Consider the following 19,166-nt stretch of genomic DNA (forward strand, 5'->3'; position numbering starts at 1 on the left):
TTCGGATGTAAGCAATGTCTCGACCGCAGCGGACTTGTCCAACGGCTCTTGTGGCGTAACTGAATCAGAGTCGGACCAGGAGAACGGCCATGAAAGTGATCTATCGCGTCGTCCAGCACGATGGCGGGTGGGCCTACAAGGTAGGCGATGTCTTCTCGGAAACGTTCCCGTCGCATGATCGAGCGCTTGCCGCGGCAAGACGCGCGGCAGGGGAGCAACGCATCGCGGGAGAGACACGCGGCATCGAATACGAGACGCCGGATGGCAGATGGCACCATGAAGTCGCATCCGGCGACGATCGCCCGGAAACGGAAATCGACGACGTCGAATAACCGGAAGGGCGCCGCATGAAAGGCGCAACTGGCCGCGGTGCGAATGGAGCCGAAGCCTACGCGCGGCCGATGCCGCACATGCAAAGCGCGGCGGCTCAACGCAGTATAAAAACGGCGGCCCAACGCAGCATTCTGTGGATTTTGGTCCGGCTGGTGGAGCTGAGGGGAATCGAACCCCTGACCTCATCATTGCGAACGATGCGCTCTCCCAACTGAGCTACAGCCCCGTATCGCCGGAATGGCGCATTTATGTCCTGGCCATGGGGGCTGTCAAGCGCCGCGTCGCAGGACTTGCCCGGCAGCACGCCAGTAGCTACATGTCGCGAAACTTTGTGGGAGAACGGCATGCTCGCGCTTTTACGCACCATAGACATGGCGCTTAACATCTACTGGTGGTTCATCATCGCGGCAGCCATTTTCTCCTGGCTTTATGCTTTCAACGTCGTCAATCCGCGGAACCAGTTTGTCGGCTCGATAGGGAATTTCCTCTATCGGGTTACCGAGCCAGCGCTGCGGCCGATACGCAACGTGTTGCCGGATCTGGGCGGCATCGACATATCGCCCATCATCCTGCTGCTCATCATTTATTTCCTGCGCCAGCTCCTCTGGACCACGATCGCGCCGGCGCTTCTCTGAAGCTCAGTCTTTCGACATCGCGTCGAGTTTCCGCTGCATTGCGGCGATCTGCTCACGCAATTCCTTCAGATCGTCTGAGTTGGAAGAGCCGCCGGATGATTCGTCATGATCATGGCGAACGCCATTTGCGGCGCGCGGCGCAGGAGGCGTGAACATCCGCATGGCATTCTGGAACATCTCCATGTTCCGCCGCGTCTGCTCCTCGATCAGCTTCATGGGAATGTTCATCGAAAGCATATCCATGGGCGAAGCGCCGAAGGTCTGCTGCATTTGCTCGCGCAGGCGCTCCTGCTCCTTGGAAAAAGCGAGTATCGATTGCTCCAGAAAGCTCGGCAAGACCATCTGCATCTGGTCCCCATAGAATGAGATGAGCTGACGCAGAAACGAAATGGGCAGCATGTTCTGACCGTTCTTGTCGTTTTCCAGCTCGAAGATGATCTGCGTCAGGACTGAATGCGTGATGTCATCGCCCGTCTTTGCGTCATGGACCACGAAGTCCTCGTTGCGCTTTACCATCTGCGCAAGATCCTCCAGCGTCACGTAAGTGCTGGTCCCGGTGTTGTATAGGCGGCGGTTGGCGTATTTCTTGATCACCACCGGATCGTCTTTCGCGGGCATTCTCAAGCTCCCCACACGCGAGAATGGTGACAGAAGCCCGGCGGGCCCTGCCTGCCTTTTACGCAGGATATGCGAAAGGTTGCCGCAATTGAAAGCAGTTTTCGCTGCGGTGCCGCATTCGAGTAATTTTTTGCCGGTTCCTAAAAGCTTGCAGTCCCTCAAAAGCCGGATTGACCTTGGGGAAAGCTCGCAGATACCATTCTTGTTGCGGCGCGAAATCGCTTCCCGTGGAATGATCTCGTCATCACGGCGGAGCGGGCCGACCAAACCTTGTTTCGGGTGTCAAAGGAGACAGACATGGCCTCTTCCAACTCCATCGTGATAGCGAGCGCAGCTCGTACGCCGGTCGGCTCCTTCAACGGATCCCTGGCCCAGCTTCCGGCCCATCAGCTCGGGGCCGTGGCCATTCGCGCCGCTCTGGACCGAGCCGGAATTTCGGCGGAGGACGTGGACGAGGTCATCCTTGGCCAGGTGCTGACTGCCGGCCAAGGTCAGAATCCGGCGCGCCAGGCTGCCGTCGCCGCCGGCCTGCCCAAAGAAGCGACGGCCTGGGTCTTGAACCAGGTATGCGGCTCCGGTTTACGTGCGGCTGCCTTGGGAATGCAGCAGATCGCCTGCGGAGACGCCAGGATCGTGGTCGCGGGCGGCCAGGAATCCATGTCGCTTTCTCCCCATTGCGCCTATCTGCGCGGCGGCGTGAAGATGGGCGACTACGCCATGATCGATACGATGATACGCGACGGACTGTGGGATGCCTTCAACGGCTATCATATGGGCATAACAGCGGAGAATGTGGCGCGCGCCTTTCAGATTACGCGCGACGAGCAGGATCAATTCGCTCTGGCCTCCCAGAACAAGGCGGAGGCCGCACAGAAGGCCGGACGCTTCAAGGACGAGATCACCCCGGTGACCGTCAAGACCCGCAAGGGCGAAGAAGTGGTCGAAAGTGACGAATATATTCGTCACGGTGCAACACTCGACGCGATGCAGAAGCTGAGGCCCGCCTTCGACAAGGAAGGCACGGTAACGGCTGGAAACGCCTCCGGGATCAATGATGGCGCGGCGGCACTCGTATTGATGAGCGAGGAGGAAGCGGCGCGCCGGGGCATCGAACCGCTGGCCCGCATCGCCTCCTGGGCCACAGCCGGGGTCGACCCCGCCGTCATGGGCACGGGCCCGATTCCTGCCTCGCAAAAGGCGCTCGAAAAGGCCGGCTGGCGCGCAGCGGATCTGGATCTGGTCGAGGCAAATGAAGCCTTTGCCGCTCAAGCCTGTGCGGTGAACAGGGAAATGGGCTGGAACCCGGATATCGTCAATGTCAACGGCGGTGCCATTGCCATTGGGCATCCGATCGGCGCCTCCGGCGCGCGCATTCTCAACACGCTCCTCTATGAAATGCGCCGCCGTGGTGCAAAGAAGGGGCTGGCCACCCTGTGCATCGGTGGCGGCATGGGTGTGGCTATGTGCGTGGAACGATAACAGGCGCGGCATCGGAGAGCTGTCGCAGAACCATCCGACGGGTGACGGGTCCAAGAAGAGTGGGCAGAAGCTCACCAGGCAACCTGAGGGGGTTGCAATCCCGTACGAAGCGGAAAACGTCGCGATCAGCGATCACCCGATGCCTGCAATGGGAGAAGCAGATGTCTAGAACGGCACTCGTCACCGGTGGCACGCGTGGAATCGGCGCCGCCATTTCGATTGCGCTGAAGGAGGCGGGCTACCGGGTCGCCGCCAATTACGCCGGCAATGAGGAAGCGGCGATGCGCTTTTCAAAGGAGACCGGCATCCCCGTCTACCGCTGGTCTGTAGCAGACTATGACGCCTGCGTAGCGGGCGCCCGTGAAGTGGAGGGCGTCCTTGGGCCGATCGAGATCCTGGTGAACAATGCCGGTATCACGCGGGACGCCATGTTCCACAAGATGACACCAACCCAGTGGCGCGAGGTGATGGACACCAACCTTTCGGGCGTGTTCAACATGACGCATCCGCTTTGGTCCGGCATGCGCGAGCGCCATTTTGGCCGCATCATCGTGATCTCCTCGATAAACGGCCAAAAGGGACAGATTGGCCAGGCGAATTACTCTGCGTCGAAGGCGGGCGAGATCGGCTTCGTCAAGGCGCTCGCCCAAGAAGGTGCACGTCGCAACATCACCGTCAACGCGATCTGCCCGGGATATATCGCCACCGAGATGGTGATGAGCGTTCCCGACGCGGTGCGCGACAAGATCGTAGCGCAAATACCCGTTGGCCGCCTCGGCGAAGCCAGCGAGATCGCCCGCTGTGTTCTCTTTTTGGCTTCCGATGAAGCGGGATTCATCACCGGGTCGACGCTGACTGCAAACGGCGGGCAATACATCGCGTGAGCACCGCGGGACAGAACCAGGCTCGAAATGGGACGCCATCCTTAAGATTTGCCCCGGAAGCCAAACCCGGCCTGTGGATAACCTGTGGGTACTTGGTGCTTAAGTTGTGGGAGAACACAACATCTTGTGCGGAACAACAGAAGAACATTGCTCAATCGGTGATTCGTCGCTGATTCGTTCCGGCTTTGGTCGCATTGTTAACGACGTGAAGCCTTTCGCGAGCGTTTGAGAACCGGCCTTTCAGATTCGGTAATAAAACCTTAAGCTTAGAGCCGGTCGGCTTGAGCGGGCCGGTCGGGAGCGGGGTGAAAGTTAACGGGCAGGAGAAAAAACCCTGAATATCCTCTCAGTGAGATTCATCATGTGGCGCGAGCGATGCGGCGCGGGCACCAGATCTGGTGTCGAACAAAAAGTGAATCATTATGAGTCAGTGATTCGTCGCTGATTCGTTCCAGAGTCGTTCCAAACCTTAAGGGCGGCATGATTTTGCCTTTTGCTCTTGCTCTTCCTTCCTATATGTCTGCCGCAGTGGCGGATCGCTTTCGCTGCTGCAAATCCCTGCAAGCGGGATGCCGCATATGAATGTTCATCCAATGAAAAGCGAGCCAGCCGCATTCGACGGGCGAGGCATCACAGCGGTCCTAGGGCCGACCAACACCGGAAAAACCCATCTCGCCATCGAGCGCATGGTGGCCCATGAATCCGGCATCATCGGCCTGCCGCTCCGCCTCCTCGCACGCGAGGTCTATCACCGCGTGGCTGCCCGCGTCGGCGAACGCAACGTGGCTTTGGTAACGGGCGAGGAAAAGATCGTCCCACCCGGCGCGCGTTATTCTGTCTGCACCGTGGAAGCCATGCCACGTTCCACGGATGCGGCTTTCGTCGCGATCGACGAGGTGCAACTCGCCGCTGACCTGGAACGTGGGCACATCTTTACGGACCGCCTCCTGAACCTGCGCGGCCGGCAGGAAACGCTGCTCTTGGGCGCAGGCACAATGCGCGGCATCCTTGAAAAGCTCCTCAAGGGCATTTCGGTGGTCACGCGGCCGCGTATGTCCGTGCTCACCTATGGAGGATCGAAGAAGATCACCCGGCTGCCGCGTCGCTCGGCGATCGTCGCCTTCTCGGCGGACGAAGTCTATGCGATCGGCGAATTGATCCGGCGCCAGCGCGGCGGGGCGGCAATCGTTCTTGGCGCCTTGAGCCCCCGTACGCGCAATGCACAGGTGGCGCTATATCAGTCGGGTGACGTGGATTATCTGGTGGCGACGGACGCCATCGGCATGGGCCTCAATCTGGATGTCGATCACGTCGCCTTCGCCCAGAACCGGAAGTTCGACGGCTTTCAATACCGCGAGCTCACGGCTGCCGAACTTGGACAGATCGCGGGCCGCGCGGGTCGCCACGTGCGCGATGGCACCTTTGGGGTCACCGGCCAGGTAGACCCTTTGCCTGACGCGCTCGTGGAGCGCATCGAAACGCATCAGTTCGAGCCTGTGACGACGCTGCAATGGCGCTCGGCGGAAATCGATATTTCGAGCATCGATGCGCTGAAGTCCTCGCTGGAGGCCACTCCCGCCGCCGAGGGGCTGACGAGGGCACTGCCCGCCACCGACCTTCGAGTTCTCGAGCACCTCTCCAAGGACGAGGACATCCGCGCGCTGGCGGTGGGTCGCTCCAAGGTCGCACAGCTGTGGGACGCTTGCGCGCTGCCGGACTACCGCAAGATCGCACCTGCCCAGCATGCCGAGCTGGTAAGTGCAATCTTCACCGACCTTGCGCGCCTCGGTCATGTGGATGAGGATTATATGGCCGAGCAGGTGGAACGCTCCTCCTCGACCGAAGGTGAGATCGACACGCTTTCCGCCCGCATAGCACAGATCCGCACATGGACATTCGTCTCTCATCGACCCGGATGGCTGTCCGATCCGACACATTGGCAGGAAAAAACGCGTGAAATAGAGGACAGACTGTCCGATGCGCTGCATGACCGATTGACGAAACGCTTTGTTGATCGCAGGACATCCGTGCTCATGAGGCGCCTGAGAGAGAACGCAATGCCTGAAGCAGAAATTAGCCCCACCGGAGAGGTCCTGGTTGAAGGGCACCATGTCGGCGAAATGCAAGGCTTTCGCTTCACCGCGGATAAAAGCGCGGAAGGGGAGGACGCGCGCGCCGTAAGGGCCGCTGCGCAAAAGGCGCTTGCTGCCGAATTCGAGCTGCGTGCCGAGCGTTTCTCGGCCGCACCCAACGGCGATCTGGCGCTGAGCTCGGATGGCATACTCCGCTGGATCGGCGCTCCTGTGGGAACGCTGACGTCCACGGACGATGCCCTGAAGCCCCGCATTGTCCTGCTGGCGGATGAGCAGCTGACCGGCCCGGCCCGCGATAAGGTCGCAGCCCGGGCCGAGCGCTTCGTCAATTTCCAGGTCGAAAGCTTGCTGAAGCCGCTGGTCGATCTGCGACAGGCTGAGATGCTGAGCGGCATTGCACGCGGCCTCGCCTTCCAGCTCGTGGAGAATTTCGGGCTTTTGAACCGCCGCGACGTGGCCGATGAAGTGCGTGGGCTCGATCAGGAGGCACGTGCGGCGCTGAGAAGGCTCGGCGTTCGCTTCGGCGCCTACCACATCTTCGTGCCTGCGCTCATAAAGCCCGGCCCGGCAGGACTTGCCACATTGCTTTGGGCCCTCAAGAACGATGCCAGGGACAAGCCGGGCTATGGTGATGTCGTCGCGGCACTGGCGGCAGGCCGAACCTCGATTGTCACGGATCCTTCCTTCGAACGCGCGTTCTACCGCCTCGCCGGTTTCCGCAATCTTGGCCGGCGTGCGGTGCGCGTCGATATTCTGGAGCGGCTTGCGGACCTGATTCGCCCCGCCTTGTCCTGGCGGCCGGGAAGCGGCAAGCGTCCGGACGGCGCCTTTGGCGGCGACGCGTTTGTCGTAACGCCTGCCATGATGTCCATTTTGGGCGCCACGGCTGAGGACATGGAAGCGATATTGAAGGGCCTCGGATATCGCGCCGAGCCAAAGCCCGCTGACGAAGTAACCGCCAAGCTCGAGGCTTTTGACCAGACCGCAGAAACGGAAGCAGAAGCAGGTGATCAGGCACAATCCGCTGAGGAGACCAGCGAGACGACCGAGCCTGCTGCTGACGTTGAAGCGGATTCCGTAGCGGCCGAAACCTCCGCTCCACACGAAGTGAGCGAAGCGCCTTCTCTTATCGAACACGAGGCGATTGGAGCAGAGCGGGATCAAACGGCCGTGGCAGCCGATACGGGCGAAGAGGGGCTTGCAAGCGGTCTCGGCCCCGCTCAGCCGGTGAATATCGACGAGCCCGCCGTTCCTCAGGCTGAGCCGGCCGCAGGTGAACCCGAAGCCGAAGAAGCCCCGAAACCGGTTCTCGTCTGGCGCCAGGCACGTTTCGAGCGGCGCCGGCCGCAACGCCAGGAGCGTCAGGATGGCGCGCGGCCTGCAAAGGGCAAGCCGTTCCGCCAGGCAGGTGACGACGGACGGGAGCGCAAAGCCGGACCCAAGAGCCGCGACGGGCAGCAGAAGCGGTCCCGCCGGGACGATCGACCACCGCAAAAACGAGAGGAGCGGGCTCTTAAGATCGATCCCGATTCGCCTTTTGCCAAGCTCGCCGCCCTGCGAGACCAGCTCCGGAAGTAGCTCAGTTTGGCTGCCGACGAACGCCAGAGGATCGACAAATGGTTGTTCTTCGCGCGCGTCGTCAAATCGCGTTCGCTCGCGGCCAAGCTGGCTCAGTCAGGCCGCGTTCGTGTCAATCGCGAGAAGATCGATCAAGCTTCGCAGCTCGTCCGCCCCGGGGACGTGCTGACCATTACGCTCGACCGGCGGATCCTCGTCTATAGGGTGCTTTCTCCGGGCCTGCGGCGGGGGCCGGCGGAAGAGGCGCGCACCCTCTATGAAGACCTGACGTCGCGCGCGGAAGCCGGAAACTAAGGGCGGGGCGCTCTGCCGCGACATGGGGATGAAGGCGTGGAGAGCCCCGCATCCGCTTCGCTCAAAGCAAACTGTTCTCCTGCGACGCTAAGCAGCGCAATCGCGGCCCTTGTCACGGCCCGGCAAAGGGATTACCTCACCCACCGTCCACCCATACGACCGGAAAACCGGGAGCCTGCAATGACCTATGTCGTGACCGACAATTGCATCAAGTGCAAGTACATGGATTGCATCGAGGTGTGTCCGGTCGACTGCTTTTACGAAGGCGAGAATATGCTCGTCATACATCCGGACGAGTGCATCGACTGTGGTGTATGCGAGCCCGAGTGCCCGGCAGAGGCCATCAAGCCTGATACGGAACCGGGGCTGGATAAGTGGCTGCAATTGAACTCCGAGTATGCGGAAAGATGGCCGAACATCACCGCCAAGAAGGAGCCTCCCGCCGACGCCAAGGAGTGGGACGGCGTGGCCGAAAAGCTTGAAAAATACTTCTCTCCGGAACCTGGCAGCGGCGACTGAGTTATTAGCTCGAGTCGCTCAAAAGCGTAGCGTCACAATGTCACATTGAATTGCGGTTGTGCTTTACGGGGCCCGCAAAGGTTGTAGGCCTGCGCAAATAGTTGATTCTTTCACCTTTTTGTGTTACCTATATGTGACATGCCGGAGACAAACGTCTTTTGAAGGCGCAGACGTTCAATCACTGAAGGTGGGTTTTCTTTCCGGACCGGGGCAGCTGGCTTTAGCAGCTTGTTACCGCCCTCATTTTCCGGACCATCGCCTGCGACTTCAAAACCGCGCACCGGCACTCGGCACGGGCGGAGCGAGCTTTCATGCCGCCCCATCAAGAACAGGAGTGTTAGGCGTATGGCAACCCAGCAAAAAAAATCGGCACAAAGGCAGGGTTTCAAGACGGGCGAGTTCATTGTGTATCCGGCGCACGGCGTCGGCCAGATCGTCAACATCGAGGAACAGGAAGTTGCCGGGCATAAGCTGGAGCTGTTCGTTATCGATTTCCAGAAGGACAAGATGCGCCTGAAGGTACCGGTGGCAAAGGCAGCCGCCATCGGCATGCGGAAGCTGTCGGAGACGGATTATGTCGACCGGGCGCTCAAGGTGGTCCAGGGTCGCGCGCGCGTGAAGCGCACCATGTGGTCGCGCCGCGCTCAGGAATATGATGCGAAGATCAATTCCGGCGACCTCATCTCCATCTCGGAAGTGGTGCGCGATCTCTATCGCGCCGATAACCAGCCGGAACAGTCCTATTCCGAGCGCCAGCTTTACGAAGCCGCCCTAGATCGCATGGCGCGAGAGATTGCCGCCGTCAACCGTATGTCGGAAACCGAGGCGGTGCGCCTGATCGAAACGAACCTCGCCAAGGGCCCGCGCCGCGGCACCAAGGCGGAGAATGACGACGCGGAGAAGGAAGAAGCGGCATAACGCGTTCTTACCAGCTCGCTTCCAAATCAAAAAACCCGGCCCTTCGCGGCCGGGTTTTTTGTTTCCCGGCTATGTATTCCACCTTTGCGTGGGAGTGGAACCTTTGGGTTCCAGCCTTGTTTCACCGAACGATGCCGCTCCGGCCGTGGGCGTGACCGGCTTCCAGCCGTCTGCCGCCGGAGGTTTGTCGTGGCGGAGCAGGAGCGCCCAAAATGCAAGAAGATGTCCGGCGGAAGCTGATCAAGGCGGCCATGAAGGCGCCCTATCTCGGGCGTGAGGAGGAGCACCAGCTGGCGTTGCAGTGGAAGGAGCGCCAGGATCAGCAGGCGCTCCATCGCATGATCATGGCACATATGCGCCTGGTCATCGCCATGGCGGGCAAATTCCGCAATTTCGGCCTCTCGATGAGCGATCTCATCCAGGAAGGTCACGTGGGCCTTCTCGAGGCCGCCGCACGATTCGACCCCGATCGGGATGTGCGGTTCTCCACCTACGCGACCTGGTGGATCCGTGCCTCCATGCAGGATTACATCCTGCGCAACTGGTCCATCGTCCGGGGCGGCACCAGTTCTGCCCAGAAGGCGCTCTTTTTCAATCTGCGGCGCCTCCGCATGAAACTCCAGAAGGCGGGAGGGACGACGCCTACGGAGGAAGTGTATCGCGAGGTGGCCCAGGCACTCCGGGTTTCCGAAAGTGACGTGGCGATGATGGATGCGCGGCTTGCCAATGCCGATACGTCGCTGAACGCACCCCTCAGGAGCGATAGCGATCCGACCTCGGAGCGCATCGACTTCCTCATTTGCGACGAGCCCCAGCCCGACGAATTGGTGCGCGAAACCATCGACGGCGAACGCCGTGCGCAATGGCTGCATCAAGCTCTCGGGACATTGAACGGGCGCGAGCTCACCATAGTACGCGAGCGGCGACTCTCCGAAGACGGCGCGACTCTGGAAGCCCTCGGAGCCTCGCTCGGCATCTCCAAGGAACGCGTGCGGCAGATCGAATCCCGTGCGCTCGAAAAGCTGCGGACGGCGTTGGTGAAGCACCATCCGGAGCTTGCAGCCTAAATTCCGGAGACAACAACCTCGATCGATGACGAGTCATGGATGACAGCCGCATCTTGCGCAGGGCGGCCCACGCGTTTAGCAAGGGCGCCAGTCTTCGAGACGCAAGAGGCATTCCATGGCAACCCGCAAGCTTTTCCTTCTTCCTGGCGATGGCATCGGCCCCGAGGCGATGGCCGAGGTCTCCAAACTTATCGCCGTTCTGAACGCCGAATTCGGCACCGGTTTCGAGACCGAAGCCGGGTTGGTCGGCGGTGCGGCCTATGACGCACACGGCAAGGCTATCTCCGAAGAGGACATGCAGCGCGCATTGGCTGCGGATGCCGTGCTTTTCGGCGCGGTCGGCGGCCCAAAATGGGACTCTGTCCCTTATGACGTGCGGCCGGAGGCGGGTCTTTTGAGGCTCAGGAAGGATATGGAGCTCTTCGCCAATCTTCGTCCGGCGATCTGCTACCCTGCCCTGGCAGAATCCTCCTCCCTTAAGAAAGAGGTGGTGGAAGGCCTGGACATCCTGATCGTACGCGAGCTTACTGGCGGCGTCTATTTCGGCGAGCCTAAGGAGATCATCGATCTCGGCAATGGCCAGAAGCGGGGCATCGACACGCAGATTTACGATACGTTCGAGATCGAGCGCATCTCCGGCGTGGCATTTGAGCTGGCGCGCACGCGCCGCAACAAAGTCTGCTCGATGGAGAAGCACAATGTCATGAAGTCGGGCGTGCTTTGGAAGGAGGTCGTTGCGGCCACCCACAAGGCGAAATATTCCGACGTCGAGCTCACCCATATGCTTGCCGATGCCGGCGGCATGCAGCTCGTGCGTTGGCCGAAGCAATTCGACGTTATCGTGACGGACAATCTTTTCGGCGACATGCTGTCGGATGTCGCGGCCATGCTCACCGGCTCGCTCGGCATGCTTCCCTCCGCTTCGCTCGGCGCACCGGACGCGAAGACCGGCAGCCGCAAGGCGCTCTATGAGCCGGTACATGGCTCGGCGCCTGATATCGCCGGCAAGGGCATTGCCAATCCGATTGCGATGATCGCATCCTTCGCGATGTGCCTGCGCTACTCGTTCAACATGGTCGAGGAAGCCGATCGGCTGGAGAAGGCGATTGCATCCGTTCTGGAGGATGGCCTTCGTACGAGGGACATCATGTCGGAGGGAATGCGCGAGGTAAGCACCTCAGCCATGGGCAATGCCATCGTGACCAAGTATCGGGAGCTTTCGGCCTAAGAGAATATGGCAGCAAGTGGGAACCACTTGCTGCCGCGCGATGCGGCCGAGCAGAGATGGTGCGGATGCGCGCACGACCGTGAGTGCATTCCGCTCTAAAGCATCGGCTCGAAACCGGAATCGGTTTTTCGGAAAGCACGATGCGTCACTAATTACAGCGTCCTTTGTGCATCCGAATGGACGCGGGGCGCCGTAGATGTGTTTCGGGGCGGAGCCTGTTTCCGCCCCCGCTATAGAAAACCGATGAACCGGCCGCAAACCAGAACGCCTAGCCATAGAAGCATCGAGGCGGCCGCAAAGAAGCCTGCGCTCCTTTCCTTCGGCATGCCGTCCTGCTCCGAAGCAAAAATGCGCAATCCCAGCAAATTGAGCCCGGCCAATGCGATCAGCAGCAGCTTCAATTGGAAGGCCGGGTTGAAAACATATTCGCTGGCACGGACGGAAAACAGCAGAAGACCGGTGATGAGGGCGGCACAGAACGCCCTCACCCCAATCCGCCGCATCAGCTTGAGAAACGGTCGACGCTCCTGGGATGCCAAGAAGCCCAGAATCCGCAGATCCATGAGGATCACGCTGGTGAGCAGGCAGCCGATGGCCACGATGTGGGCGGCATTGACGAGCGGGTAAATATAAAAGGAAACGCGCAAAGCGCGGACTGGCGCAAGCTGCTCGATCGCGCCAAGGAACTCCACTCAGGCCACCATGGCTATGAGTTCAATTGCTTGGCACGCGGTTTGGATAGACGTCATAGGTCTTTCCGTCGATGATGATGCGCACGGCCTTCATGCGGCGCTCGTTCTGGTCAAGGGAACGATTGCCGATTGCCGTCACATGGGCGCCCGGCTTGGCCGTATCCTCCGAGAAGCCGGCCCGCATGGTTTGAGAGGGAGGCGCCAGTTCCACGCGCCAGCTTTCACCATTCACGTCGACATCCAGGGTGGCGTGCGGGTTGCCGACATAGATCTTGGTGATGGTCCCTTCCAGTTCGGACGTCTCGTCCGCCGTCCAGGACCAGCCATGATGCGCGAAGGCCGGATGGGCAATGGCGAGACCAAGAGCGATCGAGGGGCCGAGCAGGCGGCGCGGAGAGAACGGCATCCTCATTGTTAGGGCTCCCTGTTGACAATGACGTAAGGTAATGCGCGGTCTCGCCGGGTCAATTCACGTTCGGGCGAGCAGGGTTGGCAGGAGCCCTTGACCCGATTGACTTCGCCCTGATTCAGCGTAAAAAGCAGCCCGTAAACGGAGATGCCCTGGTCATGCGCGCCACTTCTTCTGCGCAAGACATTGCCAGCATGCTTATCGTCGCCGATCTCGGCGGCGCGGGTTTCCGCTTCACCAAAACGACGGCCAAAACGACCGCGAAAACGGTCTGACCTTCCTTGGCCCGCTCGCTCTCTCCCCGAGACAGGCCGGGGAGGAGAGAAGCCCGCAAGGCCGGCGGGCTCGATCCGAAGCCAGGTGGAGAGGACAGGAGCTTAATTCATGGGTTTCAAGATTGCTGTCGCGGGGGCTACCGGCAATGTCGGCCGGGAGATGCTGAACATTCTCGAGGAACGCGGCTTTCCCGCCGATGAGGTGGTGCCGCTCGCCTCGCGCCGCTCCGTTGGTTCGGAGGTTTCCTACGGCGACAAGACGCTGAAGGTGAAGGCGCTCGAGAATTACGATTTTTCGGATACGGACATCTGCCTGATGTCCGCCGGCGGCACGGTCTCGAAGGAATTCTCGCCGCGTATCGGCAAGCAGGGTTGCGTCGTCATCGATAACTCCTCCGCCTGGCGCTACGACGCCGAGGTCCCGTTGATCGTTCCGGAGGTCAATCCGGATGCGATCGAGGGCTTCCGCAAGAAGAACATCATCGCCAACCCCAATTGCTCGACCGCCCAGCTCGTCGTTGCGCTGAAGCCGCTGCATGACGTGGCCACCATCAAGCGCGTCGTCGTGGCGACCTACCAATCGGTCTCCGGCGCAGGCAAGGAAGGCATGGACGAGCTCTTCGAGCAGACGCGTGCCGTCTTCGTGGCCGACCCGATCTCGACCAAGAAGTTCACGAAGCGCATCGCTTTCAACGTGATCCCCCACATCGACGTCTTCATGGAGGACGGCTTCACCAAGGAAGAGTGGAAGATGACGGCGGAGACGAAGAAGATGCTCGATCCCAAGATCAAGCTCACCGCCACCTGCGTCCGCGTCCCCGTCTTCATTGGCCATTCGGAAGCCGTGAACATCGAATTCGAGAAGCCGATCACCGCGGAGGAGGCGCGCGAGATCCTGCGTGAGGCTCCGGGTTGCCTGGTCGTCGACAAGCGCGAGGACGGCGGCTATGTCACGCCCTACGAAAGCGCGGGCGAGGATGCGACCTACATCAGCCGTATCCGTGAGGACGCGACTGTCGAGAACGGGCTCGCCATGTGGATCGTTTCCGACAATCTCCGGAAGGGCGCCGCTCTCAATACGGTGCAGATCGCAGAACTCCTGCTTGCCCGCAACCTCATTCAGCCCAAGAAGCAGGCCGCCTGACGCCTGCTCATGGTCCTGCGCATAAGGCGCAGGGGGAGCGGCCGCCAGGTTTATCGCGGCCGGTTCTCTTGACGCGATCGGCGCGCGGACACTCAACCCGCGCGCCCCTGACATAACGGGGAATGAAGGCGATGGACTTTGGCGGGATGAATTATGTGGCGATCCTGGTGGCAGCCATTGCAGCATTCGCCTTCGGCGGCGTGTATTACACAGTCCTTAGCAAGCTCTGGATCAAAGCCGCTCGGCTGAAGCCCGAAGAGATGAAGAAAAGTGCGGCCCCCTTCATCACGTCCTTCATGGCGGAACTGATCATGGCGTGGATCCTTGCCGGGGTTATCGGCCATCTCGGAACCGGCCAGGTCACGTTCTGGAACGGTGTGATTTCCGGCGCCTTCATCTGGCTCGGATTCATAGCGACCACCCTGGCCGTGACCCAAAGATATCAGGGTTTCGGCTGGGGGCTCACCTTCATTGATGCTTTGCATTGGCTCGGCGTGGCCGTGATCATGGGCGCGATCATCGGCGGCCTCGGCGTCTAAGGTCACCGGATCGCGCTCCTGTATCTCACACCTTAGTCGTGATGTACTAGACATCAGAAATGCCTTCTTGTATATGACTCGTCGTCAGACGGAGCGTCGATGATAACTGCACAACAGATGCGCGCCGCACGCGCCCTGCTCGGCATTGACCAGAAACGCCTTGCCGAAATGTCCGGTGTCTCCCTCCCCACCATCCAACGTATGGAATCAAGCGGGGGTCGAGTGCGGGGCGTGGTGGAAACCTTGACCAAGGTGGTCGAGGCATTGGACGCGGCGGGCGTCGAACTGATCGGCGAGAATGCGCCAAGCACCGGAAGCGGGCGCGGCGTGCGCCTCAAGGAAAGCACAAGAAGCAGCGACGCCTGACGCAGCGGCGATTCCACAAACCGGAAGCGGTTCCGGGCTGGGATTGCGGAAAAGGTAACGAGGCCGCTTCGGTTCTCGGGATCGGAAAGAGGCTTGAGCAACGCGACCGCCGGGTAGGCCGACGATCCCGCTGCCAGGGGTTAAAAATGCTCGCCCGCACGCAGGCACCAGGTTTTTTCGAACTCTTCACGCCCAAGCTCGTCACGGTGCTGAGGGAAGGCTATGGCCTTCCGTCACTCAAGGCGGATGCCATTGCAGGCCTCACCGTCGCGATCATAGCGCTTCCCCTTTCCATGGCGATCGCCATCGCCTCCGGAGTGGCGCCGGAGCGCGGGCTTTACACCGCGATCGTCGGTGGTTTCGTCGTTTCGGCGCTTGGCGGCAGTCGGTTCCAGATCGGCGGGCCCGCAGGGGCATTCATCGTGCTTGTCCTGGCCACGATGCAGATTCATGGAGTGGAAGGGCTTATCCTCGCGACCTTCCTTTCCGGCTTGATCATGCTTGCCATTGGCCTCCTCCAGCTCGGGACATTCATCAAATACGTGCCTTATCCGGTGACTGTCGGCTTCACCTCCGGCATAGCGGTCATCATCCTTGCCAGTCAGCTGAAGGACTTTCTCGGCCTTGCCCTTACAAGCCCGGAACCCGGCCCCTTCCTTCCGAAGATGCAGGCCCTTAGTGCGGCACTACCAACCCTTGATGCATCCGCGTGCGGCATCGCCGTTTTCGCGGCAGCGGTCATCCTTTTGCTGCGCCGTTACCGCCCGCGCTGGCCCGGCTTTCTCATCGCCGTCGTGCTTTCGACAGTGGTGGCCTGGGCTTTTGCTCTTCCCGTGGAAACCATTGGTACTCGTTTCGGGGGCATTCCAGACAGCCTGCCGCTGCCGCAGCTGCCGGATCTGTCACTCGAGAAGATCGTTGCGGTTCTGCCGGCCGCCCTTTCCTTTGCGCTCCTGGGAAGCATCGAAAGTCTTCTCTCTGCCGTCGTAGCGGATGCGATGAGCGGCGGTCGCCATCGTTCCAATGCCGAGCTCGTGGCGCAGGGAACAGCCAATATCGCGTCCTCCCTGTTCGGCGGCTTCTGCGTGACGGGCACGATCGCTCGCACCGCTGCAAATATCCGGGCCGGCGCGCGCGGGCCGGTTTCCGGCATGCTGCACGCGCTGTTTCTGCTCGTCTTCATGGTGGTGGCCGCGCCGCTTGCGCGCTTCATCCCGCTTTCGGCCCTTGCCGCGATCCTGGTGGTGGTGGCGTGGAACATGGCGGAAAAGCATCAATTCGCGGCATTGTTGAGGAGCTCATGGGGAGACGCCCTCGTCCTGCTCGTGACGTTCCTGCTCGTTATCTTCCGCGACCTGATCGAGGGGATCGTCGCAGGCTTCTCCCTCGGCGCACTCCTCTTCCTGCATCGGATGTCGAAGACGATCGAAGTCAGCCATTCCCATCCTCTCGTGGAAGCGGACCAGCCCGATGACGCGCCCGATGGAAAAGCCTATCCGGTAGCTCTCAGGACGGACGAGGAGATTGTCGTCTACCAGATCTGGGGCGCCTTCTTTTTCGGCGCAGCCGCGAGCGTCTCGGCAGCGCTCGACCGCATTGGGGGCCAGCCTAAAGCGTATATTCTTGATATATCAGAAGCAGTGATCTTGGATTCCACCGCCGCGGCTACGATCGAAGGCTTCGTGCGGAAAGTGGGTCGGGGCGTCCGGATTTACCTGGTCGGCGCGACAAAGCCGATGCGGCACCTGCTTCACACGCACGGGCTTCATGCTCCCCAAGTGCGCTTTTACCGCAGCCTGGATGCGGCGCTTTCGGCCGCCCGCAAGGCGACCACAGCAGATCAGGAAAACGGCTAGGAAGTTTATCTTGCCCGCCTACCCTTTGCTTCCTTGCCCGCCTACCCTTTGCTTCCTTCCTCCTGCGAGTGGCGCATTATGAGCGGCAGCTGGCTGATCGTGAACAGGATCGTGATCGGCATGATGCCCCATACCTTGAAGGCCACCCAGGCATCGGTCGAGAAGCTGCGCCAGACGACTTCGTTGGCGGCGGCAAGAAAGAGGAAGAAGAGCCCCCAGCGCAGCGTGAGCTTGCGCCAGCCCTCAGCGTCAAGTTTGAAGGCCGAGTCGAACACATAGCCCAGAAGCGGCTTTCCGGCGAGAAGTCCGCCAAGGAGCACCGCGCCGAACAGCGTGTTGACGATGGTAGGCTTCATTTTGATGAAGGTCTCGTTGTGCAGATAGAGCGTGAGCGCTCCAAACACGAAGACGACGATGCCTGAGACGAGCGGCATGATCGGCAAAGTGCGCGTCAGCGCCCATGAGACTGCCAGCGAAATGGCCGTGGCGGCCATGAAGAGTGCCGTCGCGATAAAAAGCGGCTCGCCAAACGTGCTCAAAAAAGGGAGGCGTTCCGCCAGCCACCCTCCACGCGTATTGGCAAAAAAGAAGACGAGCAGCGGGCCAAGCTCAAGCGCTAGCTTCAAAGGTGAGCTCATCTCCTTGCGCTTGGGGTCGGAGGGATCGCGCTCGAAGATCGTCTTCTCGTCCGCCACTCAGGTCACTCCTGCAATTGCCTTGGCGAAATCGCTCGCCGAAAATGGTTCCAGGTCATCGATACCTTCGCCGACGCCGATGAAATAGACCGGCAGCTTGTGCTTGGCGGCGATCGCCACCAGGATGCCGCCGCGCGCCGTCCCGTCGAGTTTGGTCATCACCAGACCGGAAACTCCGGCAACATTGCGGAAGATTTCGACCTGATTAAGAGCGTTCTGCCCCGTGGTGGCGTCGAGCGTCTGCAAGACCGTATGCGGAGCATCGGCATCGTGCTTGCCGAGCACGCGCACGATCTTCTCCAGCTCCGCCATCAACTCGGCCTTGTTCTGGAGACGCCCGGCCGTGTCGATAATGAGCACGTCACTGCCGGCGGCCTTTGCTTTCTCATAGGCCTCATAGGCAAGGCCGGCCGCATCGGCGCCGAGCTTCGAGGAGACGACGGGCGAACCCGTCCGCTCACCCCAGATTTTGAGCTGCTCGATGGCCGCCGCGCGGAAAGTATCGCCAGCCGCGAGCATGACCTTCAGCCCGCCCTGGGTCAGCTTTGCAGCAAGCTTGCCGATGGTGGTCGTCTTCCCGGTTCCGTTGACACCGACAACGAGGATCACGTGCGGCTTGTGCGAGAGATCGAGCTCAAGTGGAAGCGCCACGGGCTTCAGCACCTTCTCGATCTCTTCGGCCATCACCGTTTGTACTTCGGCGCCGGAGATATCCTTGCCGTAACGGCCAGCAGCCAGCGCGTCGGTTATGCGCATCGCGGTTTCGAGGCCGAGATCGGCGCGCAGAAGCACGTCCTCCAGATCCTGGAGCGTGTCCTCGTCCAGCTTCCGCTTGAGGAATATGCCGGCAATGTTCTCGCGAAGCTCCTGCGAGGAACGCAGCAACCCCTCGCGCAGCCGCTGAAACCATGGTTTGCGCGGCTGTTCAGCCGCGGAGACCGGTGCTTCTTCGGCTTTTCGTTCTACGACCCTTGAAACGGTGATCCGCCCCTGAAGTAGTTCCTCGGCCAACGCCGACGTCGCGGCTGCGCCCTGCGGTTCGGGCAGGGGTTCTGCAGTTGTGTGCTCTTCCAAGGCCTGAGATGCAGACACCTCAGGCGGCACGGCAGGTTGCGACGGCTGAGCGGGCTCTGGAATTTCCGGCGTTGTGCTCGGCGGCTGCTCGGGAACCGGCTCGGGCACTTCTCTTCGAGGCTCGGGCACCTCGACCGGCCTCTCCGGAGAAGGTTCCGGAATTTCGGGCCGAGGAACAACCGGCTCGCCCGGCGCGGGAGAAGGAGCCGGCTCAGGCGTTTGCGGGATTTCGGGTGCGGGCGAAGGCTCGGACGGCTCCTGCGGCTCCGCAGGCGGCTCGTGCGCCGGTGGAACTTCGCCCGGCTTTTCAGGCTCGATCTGAGGCGGGCTTTGCGGGGGGACCTCGGGGCCAGGTTCGACTGTCAGCGCCTCGGCGACAGGTTCGCCTTCCGCAGGCCGTTCCTCTACCTCCTTCTTTCCGAAGGAAAAGACTTTCTTGATGAAGCCGAATGCCATTGGCGCGCCAGCTC

At 60.9% G+C, this 19,166-nt stretch carries 19 protein-coding genes, 1 tRNA gene and 1 pseudogene; 15 read left to right on the plus strand and 6 right to left on the minus strand.

Annotated elements, in window-relative coordinates:
* Nucleotides 1-89 precede the first annotated feature (89 nt).
* A complete protein-coding gene (locus CHEJ32_RS0109995) occupies nt 90-332 on the plus strand; it encodes a DUF2188 domain-containing protein (protein WP_028033758.1) in 243 nt (80 codons plus the stop codon).
* 151 nt (nt 333-483) lie between these two features.
* Here CHEJ32_RS0109995 and CHEJ32_RS0110000 read toward each other — a convergent pair.
* Nucleotides 484-559 (minus strand) — tRNA-Ala (locus CHEJ32_RS0110000).
* Nucleotides 560-677: 118 nt separating this feature from the next.
* Here CHEJ32_RS0110000 and CHEJ32_RS0110005 point away from each other — a divergent pair.
* On the plus strand, nt 678-968 hold the full coding sequence (locus CHEJ32_RS0110005; RefSeq protein ID WP_028033759.1) for a YggT family protein: 291 nt from the start codon (nt 678-680) through the stop codon (nt 966-968).
* A 3-nt stretch (nt 969-971) separates the two neighbouring features.
* On the opposite strand, the gene phaR is transcribed toward CHEJ32_RS0110005, so the two are convergent.
* Nucleotides 972-1,586: a polyhydroxyalkanoate synthesis repressor PhaR gene (gene phaR, locus CHEJ32_RS0110010; RefSeq protein WP_028033760.1), complete on the minus strand. Its 615-nt coding sequence runs from the start codon at nt 1,584-1,586 to the stop codon at nt 972-974.
* Nucleotides 1,587-1,883: 297 nt separating this feature from the next.
* On the opposite strand from phaR, the gene CHEJ32_RS0110015 reads away from it, so the two are divergent.
* The 8 genes and pseudogenes from CHEJ32_RS0110015 to leuB all read left to right on the plus strand — a co-directional run bounded on the left by CHEJ32_RS0110015 (nt 1,884) and on the right by leuB (nt 11,646).
* Entirely contained in the window at nt 1,884-3,065 is a 1,182-nt protein-coding gene (locus tag CHEJ32_RS0110015; RefSeq protein WP_028033761.1) for an acetyl-CoA C-acetyltransferase, read from the plus strand.
* 161 nt (nt 3,066-3,226) lie between these two features.
* Complete coding sequence (phbB, locus tag CHEJ32_RS0110020; protein ID WP_028033762.1) at nt 3,227-3,949, plus strand: acetoacetyl-CoA reductase; 723 nt, start codon at nt 3,227-3,229, stop codon at nt 3,947-3,949.
* A 578-nt stretch (nt 3,950-4,527) separates the two neighbouring features.
* On the plus strand, nt 4,528-7,620 hold the full coding sequence (locus CHEJ32_RS0110025; protein WP_028033763.1) for a helicase-related protein: 3,093 nt from the start codon (nt 4,528-4,530) through the stop codon (nt 7,618-7,620).
* Nucleotides 7,621-7,626: 6 nt separating this feature from the next.
* Nucleotides 7,627-7,890, plus strand: a pseudogene (locus tag CHEJ32_RS24345) (RNA-binding S4 domain-containing protein); the annotation flags it as partial.
* A gap of 204 nt (nt 7,891-8,094) precedes the next feature.
* On the plus strand, nt 8,095-8,433 hold the full coding sequence (gene fdxA, locus CHEJ32_RS0110035) for a ferredoxin FdxA (protein WP_028033764.1): 339 nt from the start codon (nt 8,095-8,097) through the stop codon (nt 8,431-8,433).
* A gap of 345 nt (nt 8,434-8,778) precedes the next feature.
* Nucleotides 8,779-9,351 (plus strand): CarD family transcriptional regulator, encoded by a 573-nt coding sequence (locus CHEJ32_RS0110040; protein ID WP_028033765.1) that lies wholly within the window; start codon nt 8,779-8,781, stop codon nt 9,349-9,351.
* A gap of 212 nt (nt 9,352-9,563) precedes the next feature.
* On the plus strand, nt 9,564-10,418 hold the full coding sequence (locus CHEJ32_RS0110045) for an RNA polymerase factor sigma-32 (protein WP_028033766.1): 855 nt from the start codon (nt 9,564-9,566) through the stop codon (nt 10,416-10,418).
* 115 nt (nt 10,419-10,533) lie between these two features.
* Nucleotides 10,534-11,646, plus strand: a complete 1,113-nt coding sequence (gene leuB, locus CHEJ32_RS0110050; protein WP_028033767.1) for a 3-isopropylmalate dehydrogenase — start codon at nt 10,534-10,536, stop codon at nt 11,644-11,646.
* 230 nt (nt 11,647-11,876) lie between these two features.
* On the opposite strand, the gene CHEJ32_RS0110055 is transcribed toward leuB, so the two are convergent.
* Nucleotides 11,877-12,338: a hypothetical protein gene (locus CHEJ32_RS0110055; protein WP_028033768.1), complete on the minus strand. Its 462-nt coding sequence runs from the start codon at nt 12,336-12,338 to the stop codon at nt 11,877-11,879.
* Nucleotides 12,339-12,360: 22 nt separating this feature from the next.
* Nucleotides 12,361-12,750, minus strand: coding sequence for a DUF6152 family protein (locus CHEJ32_RS0110060; RefSeq protein ID WP_028033769.1), 390 nt, complete (start codon nt 12,748-12,750; stop codon nt 12,361-12,363).
* 77 nt (nt 12,751-12,827) lie between these two features.
* Here CHEJ32_RS0110060 and CHEJ32_RS27110 point away from each other — a divergent pair, with 77 nt between their 5' ends.
* The 5 genes from CHEJ32_RS27110 to CHEJ32_RS0110085 all read left to right on the plus strand — a co-directional run bounded on the left by CHEJ32_RS27110 (nt 12,828) and on the right by CHEJ32_RS0110085 (nt 16,927).
* Nucleotides 12,828-13,022, plus strand: coding sequence for a hypothetical protein (locus tag CHEJ32_RS27110; protein WP_156936664.1), 195 nt, complete (start codon nt 12,828-12,830; stop codon nt 13,020-13,022).
* 109 nt (nt 13,023-13,131) lie between these two features.
* On the plus strand, nt 13,132-14,166 hold the full coding sequence (locus CHEJ32_RS0110070; protein WP_028033770.1) for an aspartate-semialdehyde dehydrogenase: 1,035 nt from the start codon (nt 13,132-13,134) through the stop codon (nt 14,164-14,166).
* Between the two features lie 131 nt (nt 14,167-14,297).
* The gene (locus tag CHEJ32_RS0110075) at nt 14,298-14,705 is read left to right on the plus strand and encodes a DUF1761 domain-containing protein (RefSeq protein WP_028033771.1); all 408 of its coding nucleotides are present in this window, start codon (nt 14,298-14,300) and stop codon (nt 14,703-14,705) included.
* A 99-nt stretch (nt 14,706-14,804) separates the two neighbouring features.
* A complete protein-coding gene (locus CHEJ32_RS0110080) occupies nt 14,805-15,071 on the plus strand; it encodes a helix-turn-helix domain-containing protein (protein WP_028033772.1) in 267 nt (88 codons plus the stop codon).
* Nucleotides 15,072-15,217: 146 nt separating this feature from the next.
* Nucleotides 15,218-16,927: a SulP family inorganic anion transporter gene (locus tag CHEJ32_RS0110085; protein ID WP_028033773.1), complete on the plus strand. Its 1,710-nt coding sequence runs from the start codon at nt 15,218-15,220 to the stop codon at nt 16,925-16,927.
* A 41-nt stretch (nt 16,928-16,968) separates the two neighbouring features.
* Here the strand turns inward: CHEJ32_RS0110085 and CHEJ32_RS0110090 are convergent, their stop codons facing one another.
* Both CHEJ32_RS0110090 and ftsY read right to left on the minus strand, forming a co-directional pair.
* Nucleotides 16,969-17,565, minus strand: a complete 597-nt coding sequence (locus tag CHEJ32_RS0110090; protein WP_051469582.1) for a septation protein A — start codon at nt 17,563-17,565, stop codon at nt 16,969-16,971.
* Nucleotides 17,566-17,622: 57 nt separating this feature from the next.
* On the minus strand, nt 17,623-19,152 hold the full coding sequence (gene ftsY, locus CHEJ32_RS0110095) for a signal recognition particle-docking protein FtsY (protein WP_028033775.1): 1,530 nt from the start codon (nt 19,150-19,152) through the stop codon (nt 17,623-17,625).
* Between the last annotated feature and the right edge of the window lie 14 nt (nt 19,153-19,166).

The sequence above is a fragment of the Chelativorans sp. J32 genome (genome assembly GCF_000518985.1).
Lineage (GTDB): Bacteria > Pseudomonadota > Alphaproteobacteria > Rhizobiales > Rhizobiaceae > Chelativorans.